Genomic DNA, 13658 nt, shown 5'->3' on the forward strand with positions numbered 1-13658 from the left:
CGCCGTGAGGTGGTTTTTTTATGCCTGGAGAAATGCATGGGCGCCGAGATTCAGCATTACCTCGCCGGCCGGAAGGGCGGCAGCAGCAAGCCTAAGCAGCCGTCGATCGCGCGCGACAGCCTGCAGTCGTTGGCCACCGCCAAGCTGCTGCTGGCAGTGGGCGAGGGCGAGTTCGCCGAGGGGCCGAGCGATCAGGACATTTACCTGGACAACACCCCGCTTGTGGACGCCAGCGGCAACGTCAACTTCCCCAACGTGAAATGGGAATGGCGCAACGGCAGCGTCGATCAGGACTACATCCCCGGCATCCCCTCGGTGGAGAACGAGACCACGGTGAACGTGGAGCTGCGCAGCGACACCCCGTGGGTGCGCTCGGTGACCAACACCCAGCTGTCCGCCGTGCGCCTGCGCTTCGCCTGGCCGGCCCTGCAGAAGCAGGAGACCAGCGGGGACGTGAAGGGCTACCGGATCGAGTACGCGGTGGACGTGAGCACCGACGGCGGCGCTTACCAGCAGGTGCTGCTGGATGCGGTCGACGGCAAGACCACCAGCCGCTACGAGCGCAGCCAGCGGATCGACCTGCCGGCGTCGGCGTCCGGCTGGCAGGTGCGCGTGCGACGGATCACGCCGAACCAGAACAGCAGTTTGATCGCCGACACCATGCTGATCGCCGGCATGACCGAGGTGATCGATGCGAAGCTGCGCTACCCGAATACCGCGCTGCTCTACATCGAATTCAGCGCGGAGCAGTTCAGCAACATTCCGGCCGTCACCGTCGAGTGCAAGGCCCGAAAGGTCCAGGTGCCGACCACCTACGACCCGGAGCTGCGCACCTATACCGGCGTGTGGGATGGCAGCTTCAAGAGCGCCTGGACCAATAACCCGGCGTGGATCACCTACGACATCAGCACCAACGCCCGCTTCGGCCTGGGTAAGCGGATCAAGCCCTGGATGGTGGATAAGTGGGAGCTGTACAAGATCGCCCAGTATTGCGACCAACTGGTGCCGGACGGGAAAGGCGGCCAGGAACCTCGCTTCCTGTGTGACCTGAACCTGCAGTCGCGCTCCCAGGCCTGGACCCTGCTGCGTGACATCGCGGCGATCTACCGGGGGATGAGCTACTGGGCGCAGGGGCAACTGGTGTCGCAGGCCGACATGCCGCGTACCGCCGACTTCGACTACGTCTTCACCCGGACAAACGTCATCGACGGGAAGATGACCTACGGCGCCGCCTCGGCGCGCACCAGGTACAGCCGTGCCCTGGTCAGCTACGACAACCCCGCGAACAACTACGACACCGACGTGACGGGCTATTCCGATGCGCCGCTGCTGCGCCGCTATGGCGATAACCCGGTGGAGCTGTCGGCCATTGGCTGCACTCGCGAGAGCGAGGCACAGCGCCGCGGTAAGTGGGCGGTGCTCACCAGCGTGCAGGACCGGACAATTACCTTCAGCACCGGCATGGAAGGCCGGATTCCGCAACCGGGTTACATCATCCCGGTGGCTGACTCGCTGCTGGCCGGCCGCGAGATCGGCGGGCGGATCTCCGCTGTGGCGGGGCGCGTGGTGACGCTCGATCGCGTCACCCAGGCCAAGGTCGATGATCGCCTGATCATCAACCTGCCGAGCGGGCGAGCCGAGGGGCGCACCGTGCAGTCGGTCAACGGCAAGGCTGTGACCGTCACCACGGCCTACTCGGAGACGCCCGAGCCGGAACTGTGCTGGGCGCTCGACGCCGATGACCTGGCTGTCCAGCTCTATCGGGTGATGAGCACCAAGCGGGACGATAATGGCCAGTGGACCATCAACGGCCTGCAGTACGAGCCGAGCAAGTTCGCCTACATCGACACGGGTGCGCGCCTGGAGGAACGCCCGATCAGCGTCATCCCGGTCACCACCGTGCAGCCGCCCGCCAGCGTCACGCTCTCGTCGCGCTGGGCAATCGACCAAGGGCTGGCGGTGAGCACCATGACGATCAGCTGGCCTGCGGTGGAAGGAGCGGTTGCCTACGACGTGGAGTGGAAGAAGGACAGCGGCAACTGGATTCGTCTGCCCCGCCAGGGCACCACTAGCGTCGACGTCACCGGTATATATGCCGGTACCTACCTGGCCCGCGTGCGCGCGGTGAGTGCCTTCGATATCACCTCGATCTGGCGCTCCTCGATCCTTACCAACCTGATCGGCAAGGACGGGGTGCCTCCGGTGCTGGCCTACCTGCACACGACCTCGGGGCCTTGGAAGATCCAACTCGACTGGGGCTTCCCCGCCGGCGCGGAGGACACGGCGTTCATTGAGCTGCAGCAGTCGACCACGCCGGGGGGCAGTGAGCAGACGGCTACCGCGCTCGGCCTGTTCGCCTACCCGACGGACACGCACACGGTCATGCCCATGCCGGCCGGCGCTCGTCTTGCCTTCCGTGGGCGCCTGATCGATCGCACCGGCAACGTGGGAGCCTGGTCGGCCTGGGTGGATGGCATCACCTCTACGGACGCCACCGATTACAACGAGCTGATCACGAAGGAATACGTGGAGTCGGCACTGGGGCAGGAGTTCTTCGACAACATTGAGCAGATCCAGACCAACGTCGACGAGCTGATGGAGCAGTACTTCGACCCGGCGGTTGCTTACTCGAAGGGGCAGATCGTTCGGCAGGATGGCCGCCTTTACCAGGCGCTGCAGAACGTGCCGGCCGGCAACCCTCCGCCGAACCCGGTCTACTGGGGCGACGTGGGGCAGATCGTGGAGACGGCCAACGGGCTGGCCATTCAGGTGCAGGAGAACACCGCCGACATCCAGGAACTGGATGGCAAGGTCACTGCCAGCGCGAGCCAGATGGATGTGCTCATGGCTGCCTACCGCGACGACAGCGGGGAGGGCGAGCTGCAGGACGCCCTGCGCGGCGCCGAATCCACGGCGCAGATCGTCCGGGAAAGCCAAGTTCGCGCCACCGAGAACCAGGCCATGGCACGGACAGTGGAGCAGGTGTCGGCCGCAACCTCTGCGAACTCCGGAACCATTCAGCAGGTGTCGCAGGTGGTGGCAGACGTGAATGCCGGTGTGCAAGCGATGTGGAGCGTGAAGCTGGACGTATCGTCGGGAGGACAACGCTTCGTTTCGGGATGGCAGCTCGGCTACGACAGCAGCCTGAACTACACCAGCCTTGCATTCCAGGCTGATCGTTTCCTGTTCTTCAACAGCTCAACGGGCCAGGCGGTCGCTCCGGTCTCGATCGTCGGGGGCCAGATGTTCATCAACAGCGCGATGATCCAGGACGCGAGCATCACCAACGCCAAGATCGGCGATGTCATCCAGTCCAACGCCCTCGGCAGCAACGGCCAGCCGTTGTGGCAGCTGAACAAGGCAGGCTCCTTCCTGCTGAACAGTGCGGGCGGAGGAGGTCGGATGCAGATGACGGCCGAGGCGTTGAAGGTGTTTGACGGCAATGGCGTGCGCCGTGTGCAGCTTGGGAATCTGGACGTATGAGTTATGGACTGCAGGTGTTCGACGGCGGGGGCGGGCTTCTTTTCGACAGTAACGCCTTCACCTGTCGGATGGTGTATCGCGTCGCCTTTCAGACCTCCACAAGCCAGCAGACGATCGTGATCCCAGGCTTTGATCCGGCAAAGGGCGTGGTATGGCTCGATACCACCTGGGCTGGATCTGGGACCACCTTTGCCCAGCGCTTCACGGTTTCCGGTTCCACGGTGACGATCTTGCCGTCCTACTTCTCCACCAACCAGACCGACTACCTCAACGCGGTGATGTTCTCATGAGCTACGGAGCACTCTTTGTCGGCACCTCTGGCCAAGTGCAGGTCGATGACAACTACCCCTGTTACATGGAAGTTGCGGCGGGCAGCTATGGTGATGCAAGCGGGACAGTCTCTGTGAGCTATCCCGCTCCAGTGAACAGTCCGAACCCTCCGACGATCTTCGTTCGCCCAGACGGCGCCCACATCCTTCGCAACATGCGGCACGTCGGAAGCGCGGGAGGTTGGACCGGCTGGACCGCACAGCTATATGCCGATAGCGGCTTTACTGGAGTGGTCCGCTCTGGCCAGTACAAGGCTGCGGCGCTCTACCTTCCGAGGACTGGCGGGTATGGGCTTCAGGTCTTCGACGCTAGCAACCGCTTGCTTTTCGACAGTAACCGTCAGGTGGTTCGTATCATCTCGGGCGCGCAGACCTGGTCGAAGTTCAACTACAACGGCAACTACCTGAGCAACTGGACGACGGACACCTGGGCAAACCCCTACGTCGCTGGTTCATTCGTTATGGCCAGCCACTTCATGGCCAGCTTCGTCGTTCCGCCGAACACCGCAGAAATGGGGATCGGGTTCGTGAACGGCAACACCAAAGCGCAGATTAGTGCCTTCGCCATGCGCGTAGGGCGGGGGCTGCCTGAGATTTCAACCTTCAACTGGCCGCTGGTCATGGTGAATTAAGGAGGGGACATGCCTTGGTATTCCGCTGGCACCGTTGCGGTGACCAACAACAGCTCGACCGTCACCGGTACGGGCACCAGCTTCTCGGCTAATGCACGCGTGGGCGATGCTTTCCGGGGGCCTGATGGCCTCTGGTACGAGGTCACGAACGTGGCCAGTGCCACGGTCATCTCGATCAAGCCTAACTATCAAGGGGCGAATTCTGCCGCCGGCAGCTACGCGATCGCGCCGATGCAAGGGTATGTGAAGGATTCTGCCGATGCCCTGCGCGGCTTCGTGAATCAGTACGGCTCGCTGCTAGCTAGCCTTGGCCCTCTCGCAGTCTGGCAGCCTGGACAGACTGCGGTGCTGGACGGGGGGCTAAGCATCACAGGGGTTGGGCGCAGGATCATCGCTGATTTCTCGAACGCTACCCAAGCCAACCGCACTATCTTCCAGACCAGTACCGTAAACGGTGGGACGGTGGTTGGTGCTATGCCGAACGGTACGGCGAATAGTGCGTACTTCCAGTGCTATGGGGGGAATGCAGGCGCCGATAACAGTTCGTTCATGCGCATGGGTAGTGGGGCTGGAGACGCCATTCTGGAGGCTGGGGCGATTGGCAGCGGAGGTCAGCCGCCCATGCGATTCATTACCGGCGGTGCGGAGCGCTATCGTATCGATCCTGCTGGTATCCATTACTGGGGATCATATGCGGCTAACCCCATTTCGCAGAAAGTCAACGCCATGCGCTATGTGCCTACGTCCGGCGTATTTCTCTACGAGGCAAACACTTGCCCGCTGTCCATAGGCGTCAGCAATGGCCAGGTGATTAATTTCTGGTACAACGGCCTGAACACCATTGGCTCGATTACTACAAATGGCAGTGCTACCTCCTATAACACTTCTTCCGACTACCGTCTGAAGGATCATGTTCAGCCGTTGGACCCCGCAGCTGCCACTGACCGCATCATGGCCTACCGTCCAGTGACCTGGATTTGGAAAGTTGACGGCTCCCATGGCAAAGGATTCATCGCGCATGAGTGTCAGGCGGTTGATCCATCCACTGTTACTGGGACGAAAGACGCGGTAGAGCAGGTGGGAAATATCCTTCTGGCCGACGGCTCTATTGTGGCGGAGGACGTGAGACAGCCAGTCGACCTTTCGGCCTATGGGGAGGGCGCGACCTGGCAGATGCTTGCCGAGCGTCCTGTGTATCAGGGGCGCGATGACTCGAAGATGATCCCCGACATGATCGCCATGCTGCAGCGCCAGGAGGCGCGCATCACCGAGCTTGAGACTCAGCTCCAGCAAGTTCTCGCTCTGTTGCCATCTGCCTGATTCCCCCTCCGCACCACCATCAATCCGCCATCTGGCGGTTTTTTATGCCTGGAGAAACCATGGACCTTCGTACCCTGCGCCGCTCGATCATCGAGCCGGCGCTGTTGCTGCTACCCGCGAAGATGGAGAGCCTTCAGGCGATCGTCATGCTGCTGGCGATCACTCGCCAGGAAGACCCGGAACAACGCCGCCGGCAATGGCCGACCGGCCCGGCCCGATCGCTCTGGCAGGCGGAGCAGGGCGGCGGCATGGTCACCGGCCTGCTGCGCTACCGGGTGGAAAGTGTGCGAGACCTGGCCGTCGGCCTGTGTGTTGTGCGCGGTGTCGTGCCGGCCGCGCCGGACGTGTGGAACGCCATCGAGCACGACGACATCCTCGCCGCCGGCCTGGCGCGCTTGCTGCTGTACACCGATCCGCTCCGTCTGCCTGAGCTTGGAGACGAGTCCGGCGCCTGGGAGCTCTATCTGCGCACGTGGCGCCCTGGTGCCTACGACAAGGGAGCCCCTGCCAAGCGAGCCGAGCTGCGGAAGAAGTGGGCGGCCGGCTACGCCGCAGCGCTGGAGGCTGCCCAATGACTGGCGGGTGGAAGTTCCTCTCCGTGGGGCTGGCTGCCGTGCTGCTGCTCGCCGCCGGGGCTGGCCTGGGCGCCTGGCTCGCTGCCAGGCAGTACCGACCGCAACTTGATGCGGCCAACGCCGCGCATGGGCGGTGCCTCGCCGCCCGGGGAAACCTCGAGGAGTTGGCCAAGGAGCAGGGCGCCAAGCTTGGCGAGTTGGCCAACCAGGCCGAGCAACGCCAGGCGAAGGCCGCCCTGGCTGTCGCCGATGCGCAGCAGCAGGCCGGCCAGCACTACGCCGCCGCGCAGCGCGTGCAGCAGGAACGGACGGCCGGCGACCAGTGCGCTGCCGCAGAGGCAGTGATCGACAAGGAGCTTGGCCTATGAGCCGCAGGGTCTGGGTAGTGCTCTGCCTGCTGCTGGCCGGCTGCGCGAACCAGCCTCAGCCTGAGCCAAGGACGGTTCGGGTGGAGGTTGCTGTGCCGGTACCGTGCCGTGCGCCAGTGGTGGATCGGCCTGCCTGGGCTACTGCGACGCTGAAGCCTGGGGACGACCTGCAGACGACGGTCCGCGCACTGCTGGCTGAGCGGCTGCAGCGGATCGGGTACAAGAAGAAGCTGGAGGCGGCAGTGCTGGCATGTCAATGAAAGAAGCCGCCAAGGAGCCAATGGTCCGAGGCGGCGCTTACAGCTTGCCATAGGTCACTTTTGTTCGCGGATCACTTGCTGTGCCGCCAGGAGAATTGCTTTGCAAATTTCAGCTGTCTGGGGAAATTCCTTAGCCATCCAGTCAGCAGGAACGAACACGTGGTTCAGGTGCTCGATGCAGTCTGTCCCGTCCCAGGCCAAGCACAGGACTACTTGCTGCTCGTTTCCGCCCATTGCCGCGGGAACATAGACTTGCCCTTTATCGGTCACGCCAATGGTTCTCGACCACTCGGGCATTCTTTTGCCTTCAGGCTTATCCACCACAAGCCAGGTGATTTCTACTTTCACTTTGGTCCCCCTCAATCCTTGGTTGGCAAGTCAAACGTCGCGTTTACGCGGTCGTGATAGCTTGAAGACGGATCTGTTGTCCTTCTGGCTTGCGGTGGCCGATATCACAAAAAACTTGATGGAGTCCATTCCATGCTCTGTCAGGGGCCGATACCCGCCACGTACTTTTTCCAGATCGCCGCTGGCAATGAGCGCATCGAGATCCGGGTACTTCGGTCTGTTCTTAACCAGTTCCTCCATTTGCTCCAACTCTTCCTTGCTCAGCATTATGCCGTCCTCCGTCGCGGTGATAGGTGCCGATCTCGCGGCTATACCCGATACAGTGATATTGCACCGTGCATGGGTGGTGGGCTACTGTTCCGGTCATTGCAAGAGAGACGGCTACAGTGATCCACCTCCGCAGCATCATCACCTCCCTGATCAAGGCTTTCGCCCGCTGGCGCTGGCGCGCCTGACATTTCTTTTCCCGGTCTTCGCCGGGCCCTCTCCGCCGCCCTGCACCGCCAAGCCCAGCCGAAAAAATAGCGGGTACATAAGCGGGTATCAGTAAAGACGGACCACAGCGAAAGCTTTAAGAATCAATAGGTTAGAGCAAAAATGCTGCTGATGATCGATAACTACGATTCCTTCACCTACAACCTGGTGCAGTACTTCGCCGAGTTGAAGGCCGACATCCACGTCATTCGCAATGACGAACTGAGCGTCGACGAGATCGCCGCGCTCAACCCCGAACGCATCGTCCTGTCCCCCGGCCCGTGCACGCCGAACGAGGCGGGCGTGTCCCTGGAAGTCATCGAGCGCTTCGCCGGCAAGCTGCCGCTGCTGGGCGTGTGTCTGGGCCACCAGTCCATCGGCCAGGCCTTCGGTGGCGATGTGGTGCGGGCCCGCCAGGTCATGCACGGCAAGGTCAGCCCGGTGTTCCACAAGGACCAGGGCGTATTCGCCGGCCTGAACAATCCGCTGACCCAGACCCGTTACCACTCCCTGGTGGTGAAGCGCGAGACGCTGCCCGACTGCCTGGAAATCACTGCCTGGACGGCGCTGGAAGACGGCTCGGTCGACGAGATCATGGGCCTGCGCCACAAGACGCTGAACGTCGAGGGCGTGCAGTTCCACCCCGAGTCGATCCTTTCCGAACAGGGCCACGAGATGCTGGCCAACTTCCTCAAGCAGACCGGCGGAGTGCGCGCATGAACATCAAGGAAGCCCTCGGCCGCGTGGTCAACCAGCTGGACCTGACCACCGAGGAAATGCAGGACGTCATGCGCGAGATCATGACCGGGCAGTGCACCGACGCACAGATCGGCGCCTTCCTCATGGGCATGCGCATGAAGAGCGAGACCATCGACGAGATCGTCGGCGCCGTGGCGGTGATGCGCGAGCTGGCCGACCAGGTCGAGCTGGACAGCCTCAAGCACGTGGTCGACGTGGTCGGCACCGGCGGCGACGGCGCGAACATCTTCAACGTATCCTCGGCGGCGGCCTTCGTGGTCGCCGCAGCTGGCGGCAAGGTTGCCAAGCACGGTAACCGTGCGGTCTCCGGCAAAAGCGGCAGCGCCGACCTGCTGGAAGCCGCCGGTATCTACCTGGACCTGAAACCGGTCCAGGTGAAGCGTTGCATCGAGACCGTCGGCGTCGGCTTCATGTTCGCCCAGGTCCACCACAAGGCCATGAAGCACGCCGCCGCGCCGCGCCGCGAGCTGGGCCTGCGCACCCTGTTCAACATGCTCGGCCCGCTGACCAACCCGGCGGGTGTGAAGCACCAGGTGGTCGGCGTGTTCAGCCAGGCACTGTGTCGCCCGCTGGCCGAGGTGCTCAAGCGCCTGGGCAGCGAGCACATACTGGTGGTGCATTCGCGCGATGGCCTGGACGAGTTCAGCCTCGCCGCACCAACCCATGTCGCCGAGCTGAAGGACGGCGTGGTCACCGAATACGAAGTGCAGCCCGAAGATTTCGGCATCAAGAGCCAGAGCCTGATCGGCCTGACCGTGGACAGCCCGCAGCAGTCGCTGGAGCTGATCCGTGATGCCCTCGGCCGACGCAAGACCGAGGCCGGGCAGAAGGCTGCCGAGCTGATCGTGCTCAACGCCGGCGCCGCGCTTTACGCCGCGGACCTGGCCACCAGCCTGCACGAAGGCATGCAATTGGCCCACGACGCCCTGCACACCGGGCTGGCGCGGGAGAAGATGGAAGAGCTGGCGGCCTTCACCGCCGTTTACCGAGAGGAGAATGCACAGTGAGTGTGCCGACGGTTCTGCAGAAGATCCTGGCCCGCAAGGCCGAAGAAGTCGCCGAACGCCGCACCCGCGTGAGCATCGCCGAGCTCGAGCAGCTGGCGCGTGCCGCTGATGCCCCGCGCGGTTTCGCCAATGCCCTGCTGGAGCGCGCGAAGCGCCGTGAGCCGGCGGTGATCGCCGAGGTGAAGAAGGCTTCCCCGAGCAAGGGCATCCTGCGCGAGAACTTCGACCCTGCCGATATCGCCCGCAGCTACGAAGAGGGCGGCGCAGCCTGTCTCTCGGTGCTGACCGATATCGACTTCTTCCTCGGCAGCGACGCCTACCTGAAGGAAGCCCGCGCGGCCTGCAAGCTGCCGGTGATCCGCAAGGACTTCCTGATCGATCCGTACCAGGTCGTGGAAGCCCGCGCCATCGGCGCCGACTGCATCCTGCTGATCGTCTCGGCGCTGGATGACGTGCGCATGGCCGAGCTGGCCTCGGTGGCCAAGGACGTCGGCCTCGATGTGCTGGTGGAAGTGCATGACGCGCCGGAGCTGGAGCGCGCGCTGAAGACCCTGGACACCCCGCTGGTCGGCATCAACAACCGCAACCTGCACACCTTCGAGGTGAGTCTGGAGACCACCCTGGACCTGCTGCCGGAGATCCCGCGCGAGCGCATGGTGATTACCGAGAGCGGCATCCTCAACCGCGCGGATGTCGAGCTGATGGAAGTCAGCGATGTGTTCGGCTTCCTGGTCGGTGAAGCCTTCATGCGCGCCGACGAGCCGGGCACCGAGCTCAAGCGCCTGTTCTTCCCCGAGCGCAGCAAGGTCAAGCTGGGTGCCGATCCGGACTGACGCATCCTGCGGACACAAAAAAGCCGGCGATTGCCGGCTTTTTTGCTTTCTGGCGACTCTTCAGCGGGTGCCGAAGACCACCATGGTCTTGCCTTTCACGTGCACCAGGCCCTGCTCTTCCAGGCTCTTGAGCACGCGGCCGACCATTTCGCGGGAGCAGCCGACAATGCGGCCGATTTCCTGGCGGGTGATCTTGATCTGCATGCCGTCCGGGTGGGTCATGGCGTCCGGCTGCTGGCACAGGTCCAGCAGGGTGCGCGCGACGCGACCGGTGACGTCGAGGAAGGCCAGGTCGCCGACCTTGCGCGTGGTCTTGCGCAGGCGGTCAGCCATCTGGCTGCCCAGGGTGAAGAGAATCTCCGGGTCCTGCTGGCTCAGTTCGCGGAACTTCGCGTAGCTGATCTCGGCGACTTCGCATTCGGTCTTGGCGCGGATCCAGGCGCTACGCTCCTGGCCGGTGCTGCCTTCCTTCTCGAAGAGCCCCATCTCCCCGAAGAAGTCGCCAGTGTTGAGGTACCCGATGATCATCTCGCGGCCGTCGTCATCCTCGATCAGGACGGTTACCGACCCCTTGATGATGAAGAACAGGCTCTCGCAGCGGTCACCGGCGTAGATGATGGTGCTCTTGGCGGTGAAGCGGCGGCGATGACAGTGCGCGAGCAACTTGTCGAGGTTCTTGATTTTGGGTGTGAGGGTAATAGCTACCATGCCCGAGTCCCGGAAAGTAGAAAGAGTGGCCTTTGCACAACAGGCGCTAATGATTTTTTATGTTCAGCTGTAGTGCCGTGCGTCCCTGGCGCGATCCCCCTCGATCCCCAGGGCGGCATGATTGCCTTGCTGAGCAGTCTTGCATGTATGTAAATCAGCAAGAGCTTAACAGACGACGTGTTACCAGCAATCGGAAGTCTGGAACGTTCGTGTAGGCAATTTCTGAGAGTGTGCCAGTAAACCGGCGCCAGCTTAAGTGATAAATGCATACTGGCCGTGTGGAAATGAGACCTGGGTAACAGCCATCGCTCCCACTGGGCGTGCTAGGGGCCTGTGATAAGCTGTCGCCCCTTTTTTTCCGGCGGAGTTCCTTGCAATGAAAGCGCGAATCCAGTGGGCGGGCGAGGCGATGTTCCTCGGTGAATCCGGCAGCGGCCACGTCGTGGTGATGGACGGCCCGCCAGACGCCGGTGGCCGCAACCTGGGCGTGCGCCCCATGGAAATGCTCCTGCTCGGTCTGGGCGGTTGCACCAACTTCGACGTGGTCAGCATCCTGAAGAAGGGCCGCCAGCCCGTGGAAAGCTGCGAGGCCTTCCTCGAAGCCGAGCGTGCCGACGAAGACCCCAAGGTGTTCACCAAGATTCATGTGCATTTCGTGGTCAAGGGTCGTGGCCTGAAGGAAGCGCAGGTGAAGCGCGCGGTGGAACTGTCTGCCGAGAAATACTGCTCCGCGTCGATCATGCTCGGCCGCGCCGGCGTCGAGATCAGCCACGACTACGAGATCGTGGAGCTGGGCTGACAGCCCCCTTCATCCTTTCATCATCAAGGGTGCGCAAACTCTGGCAGAGGTCGCCTGACCTCTGCATAATGCGCCACCTTTTTTCAGGGTCATCCGGCCCGAAACCAAGCAACCACAATCGCCATCGCGAAGAGGTGTAAACCGTCCTACGCAGGTGCCGCCGTACGCATCTGACGGGCATGCTCAACCACGCGGCAGAGCCGCATTTGATGAGAGTTATCCCACGGTGAAAAGCAAACTCAAGCTCCACGGGTTCAACAACCTGACGAAGACCTTGAGCTTCAACATCTATGACATCTGCTATGCCGAGACGCCTGAAGACCAGCAGGCCTACGTGCAGTACATCGACGAAGAGTACGATGCCGAACGTCTCACGCAGATCCTCACCGATGTTGTCGACATCATTGGCGCAAACATCCTGAACATCGCCCGTCAGGATTACGATCCGCAAGGCGCCAGCGTAACCATCCTGATCTCCGAGCAGCCGGTCACCCCGACCGACAGCCAGATCGAGGAGTCCCCGGGGCCGCTACCGGAAACCATCCTGGCGCACCTCGACAAGAGCCATATCACCGTGCACACCTATCCGGAGATCCATCCGGTGGAAGGCATCGCGACCTTCCGGGTGGACATCGATGTGTCGACCTGCGGCGTCATCTCGCCGCTGAAAGCGCTCAACTACCTCATCCACCAGTTCGACTCGGACATCGTCACCGTGGATTACCGCGTGCGCGGCTTCACCCGCGACGTGGAAGGCAAGAAGCACTTCATCGACCACGAGATCAACTCGATCCAGAACTATCTCTCCGACGACACGTACGAGGCCTATCAGATGACCGACGTGAACGTGTACCAGGAGAACCTGTTCCACACCAAGATGCTGCTCAAGGAGTTCGACCTGGACAACTACCTGTTCGGGGATGCGACCAGCAACCTGTCGCCCGAACAGCGCAAGCAGGTGGAAGAGCGCGTTCGACACGAAATGCTGGAGATCTTCTACGCGCGCAACATGCCGCGCTGATCTTCCGTGCGATAAAAAAAGGGCGCCCGCTGGGCGCCCTTTTTTGTTGCCTTCCGGATCAGATCCGGTAGGTGGACTTGGTCATTACCTTGGACAGCAGCGTCATGCCGAACTTCACCGGTGCCGGGAAGCGCAGGCCGCCAGCCTCGATGGCACTGGTGGCGTGGTGCTCCTCGTCTTCGCGCATCTGTTCGAGGATGGCGCGGGACTTCTGGTCCTCGGCGGGGATTTCCGCCAGGTGTTCGTCCAGGTGCTTGCACACCTGGTCCTCGGTGGCTGCGACGAAGCCCAGGCTGACGCGGTCGCTGATCAGCCCGGCGGCAGCGCCGACACCGAAGGACAGGCCGTAGAAGATCGGGTTGAGCACGCTCGGGCGGCTGCCCAGCTCGCGGATACGCTGTTCGCACCAGGCGAGATGGTCGACTTCCTCGTCGGCCGCCTCTTCCATGGCCTTGCGCACCTTCGGCAGCTTGGCGGTCAGTGCCTGGCCCTGGTACAGCGCCTGGGCGCAGACCTCGCCGGTATGGTTGATGCGCATCAGGCCGGCCACATGGCGGGCATCGGTGTCGCTGAGCTCGGCGTCGGGCTGGACGATGGCAGGGGACGGACGTCCCGGGTGGCCGCTGAAGGGCAGCAGGGTGCGCAGCGCGGCATCGGCCTGCAGCAGGAAGCGGTCGGCGGGGGAGTAGTGACGGTCGGCGGACATGGCGCACCTCCGAGTAGGAACATTCGCCCGGCAGTT

At 62.7% G+C, this 13658-nt stretch carries 16 protein-coding genes; 12 read left to right on the plus strand and 4 right to left on the minus strand.

Annotated features, from left to right (window positions below):
- The first annotated feature begins 36 nt into the window (after positions 1–36).
- Genes IB261_RS02955 through IB261_RS02985 form a run of 7 tightly spaced genes read left to right on the plus strand, consistent with a single transcriptional unit; the run spans position 37 to position 6967 of the window.
- Positions 37–3483, plus strand: coding sequence for a TipJ family phage tail tip protein (locus tag IB261_RS02955; RefSeq protein ID WP_192383271.1), 3447 nt, complete (start codon positions 37–39; stop codon positions 3481–3483).
- Positions 3480–3773, plus strand: coding sequence for a hypothetical protein (locus tag IB261_RS02960; protein ID WP_192383270.1), 294 nt, complete (start codon positions 3480–3482; stop codon positions 3771–3773). The genes IB261_RS02955 and IB261_RS02960 overlap by 4 nt, the downstream gene beginning before the upstream one ends.
- A complete protein-coding gene (locus tag IB261_RS02965) occupies positions 3770–4444 on the plus strand; it encodes a hypothetical protein (RefSeq protein ID WP_192383269.1) in 675 nt (224 codons plus the stop codon). Before IB261_RS02960 ends, IB261_RS02965 begins: the two co-directional genes overlap by 4 nt.
- 9 nt (positions 4445–4453) lie before the next feature.
- On the plus strand, positions 4454–5764 hold the full coding sequence (locus IB261_RS02970; protein ID WP_192383268.1) for a tail fiber domain-containing protein: 1311 nt from the start codon (positions 4454–4456) through the stop codon (positions 5762–5764).
- A 59-nt stretch (positions 5765–5823) separates the two neighbouring features.
- Positions 5824–6339, plus strand: coding sequence for a hypothetical protein (locus IB261_RS02975; RefSeq protein ID WP_192383267.1), 516 nt, complete (start codon positions 5824–5826; stop codon positions 6337–6339).
- Entirely contained in the window at positions 6336–6707 is a 372-nt protein-coding gene (locus IB261_RS02980) for a hypothetical protein (protein WP_192383266.1), read from the plus strand. Before IB261_RS02975 ends, IB261_RS02980 begins: the two co-directional genes overlap by 4 nt.
- Entirely contained in the window at positions 6704–6967 is a 264-nt protein-coding gene (locus tag IB261_RS02985) for a YajG family lipoprotein (RefSeq protein WP_192383265.1), read from the plus strand. Before IB261_RS02980 ends, IB261_RS02985 begins: the two co-directional genes overlap by 4 nt.
- A gap of 54 nt (positions 6968–7021) precedes the next feature.
- On the opposite strand, the gene IB261_RS02990 is transcribed toward IB261_RS02985, so the two are convergent.
- Together IB261_RS02990 and IB261_RS02995 are read right to left on the minus strand one after the other, a co-directional pair.
- Positions 7022–7315: a hypothetical protein gene (locus IB261_RS02990; protein WP_192383264.1), complete on the minus strand. Its 294-nt coding sequence runs from the start codon at positions 7313–7315 to the stop codon at positions 7022–7024.
- A gap of 30 nt (positions 7316–7345) precedes the next feature.
- Positions 7346–7582, minus strand: a complete 237-nt coding sequence (locus IB261_RS02995; RefSeq protein WP_192383263.1) for a hypothetical protein — start codon at positions 7580–7582, stop codon at positions 7346–7348.
- A 330-nt stretch (positions 7583–7912) separates the two neighbouring features.
- Here IB261_RS02995 and IB261_RS03000 point away from each other — a divergent pair, with 330 nt between their 5' ends.
- Genes IB261_RS03000 through trpC form a run of 3 tightly spaced genes read left to right on the plus strand, consistent with a single transcriptional unit; the run spans position 7913 to position 10388 of the window.
- Positions 7913–8509, plus strand: coding sequence for an aminodeoxychorismate/anthranilate synthase component II (locus IB261_RS03000; RefSeq protein ID WP_081520759.1), 597 nt, complete (start codon positions 7913–7915; stop codon positions 8507–8509).
- On the plus strand, positions 8506–9555 hold the full coding sequence (trpD, locus tag IB261_RS03005) for an anthranilate phosphoribosyltransferase (RefSeq protein ID WP_081520758.1): 1050 nt from the start codon (positions 8506–8508) through the stop codon (positions 9553–9555). Before IB261_RS03000 ends, trpD begins: the two co-directional genes overlap by 4 nt.
- The gene (gene trpC, locus IB261_RS03010) at positions 9552–10388 is read left to right on the plus strand and encodes an indole-3-glycerol phosphate synthase TrpC (protein WP_081520757.1); all 837 of its coding nucleotides are present in this window, start codon (positions 9552–9554) and stop codon (positions 10386–10388) included. Before trpD ends, trpC begins: the two co-directional genes overlap by 4 nt.
- Before the next feature lie 60 nt (positions 10389–10448).
- On the opposite strand, the gene crp is transcribed toward trpC, so the two are convergent.
- A complete protein-coding gene (gene crp / locus IB261_RS03015) occupies positions 10449–11096 on the minus strand; it encodes a cAMP-activated global transcriptional regulator CRP (protein ID WP_024763566.1) in 648 nt (215 codons plus the stop codon).
- A 376-nt stretch (positions 11097–11472) separates the two neighbouring features.
- On the opposite strand from crp, the gene IB261_RS03020 reads away from it, so the two are divergent.
- Positions 11473–11895, plus strand: coding sequence for an OsmC family protein (locus IB261_RS03020; RefSeq protein ID WP_192225413.1), 423 nt, complete (start codon positions 11473–11475; stop codon positions 11893–11895).
- A gap of 226 nt (positions 11896–12121) precedes the next feature.
- Entirely contained in the window at positions 12122–12916 is a 795-nt protein-coding gene (gene speD / locus IB261_RS03025) for an adenosylmethionine decarboxylase (protein ID WP_017517341.1), read from the plus strand.
- Between the two features lie 58 nt (positions 12917–12974).
- Here speD and coq7 read toward each other — a convergent pair whose 3' ends face one another.
- A complete protein-coding gene (gene coq7 / locus IB261_RS03030) occupies positions 12975–13622 on the minus strand; it encodes a 2-polyprenyl-3-methyl-6-methoxy-1,4-benzoquinone monooxygenase (protein WP_081520755.1) in 648 nt (215 codons plus the stop codon).
- Positions 13623–13658 lie beyond the last annotated feature (36 nt).

The sequence above is a fragment of the Pseudomonas sp. PDM20 genome (assembly GCF_014852575.3).
GTDB lineage: Bacteria > Pseudomonadota > Gammaproteobacteria > Pseudomonadales > Pseudomonadaceae > Pseudomonas.

Excerpts from the sequence above, each read along its gene's own strand:
- IB261_RS02955 (WP_192383271.1), top strand. The coding sequence starts at position 37 with ATGGGCGCCGAGATTCAGCATTACCTCGCCGGCCGGAAGGGCGGCAGC.
- IB261_RS02960 (WP_192383270.1), top strand. The coding sequence starts at position 3,480 with ATGAGTTATGGACTGCAGGTGTTCGACGGCGGGGGCGGGCTTCTTTTC.
- IB261_RS02965 (WP_192383269.1), top strand. The coding sequence starts at position 3,770 with ATGAGCTACGGAGCACTCTTTGTCGGCACCTCTGGCCAAGTGCAGGTC.
- IB261_RS02970 (WP_192383268.1), top strand. The coding sequence starts at position 4,454 with ATGCCTTGGTATTCCGCTGGCACCGTTGCGGTGACCAACAACAGCTCG.
- IB261_RS02975 (WP_192383267.1), top strand. The coding sequence starts at position 5,824 with ATGGACCTTCGTACCCTGCGCCGCTCGATCATCGAGCCGGCGCTGTTG.
- IB261_RS02980 (WP_192383266.1), top strand. The coding sequence starts at position 6,336 with ATGACTGGCGGGTGGAAGTTCCTCTCCGTGGGGCTGGCTGCCGTGCTG.
- IB261_RS02985 (WP_192383265.1), top strand. The coding sequence starts at position 6,704 with ATGAGCCGCAGGGTCTGGGTAGTGCTCTGCCTGCTGCTGGCCGGCTGC.
- IB261_RS02995 (WP_192383263.1), bottom strand. The coding sequence starts at position 7,582 with ATGCTGAGCAAGGAAGAGTTGGAGCAAATGGAGGAACTGGTTAAGAAC.
- IB261_RS03000 (WP_081520759.1), top strand. The coding sequence starts at position 7,913 with ATGCTGCTGATGATCGATAACTACGATTCCTTCACCTACAACCTGGTG.
- trpD (WP_081520758.1), top strand. The coding sequence starts at position 8,506 with ATGAACATCAAGGAAGCCCTCGGCCGCGTGGTCAACCAGCTGGACCTG.
- crp (WP_024763566.1), bottom strand. The coding sequence starts at position 11,096 with ATGGTAGCTATTACCCTCACACCCAAAATCAAGAACCTCGACAAGTTG.
- IB261_RS03020 (WP_192225413.1), top strand. The coding sequence starts at position 11,473 with ATGAAAGCGCGAATCCAGTGGGCGGGCGAGGCGATGTTCCTCGGTGAA.
- coq7 (WP_081520755.1), bottom strand. The coding sequence starts at position 13,622 with ATGTCCGCCGACCGTCACTACTCCCCCGCCGACCGCTTCCTGCTGCAG.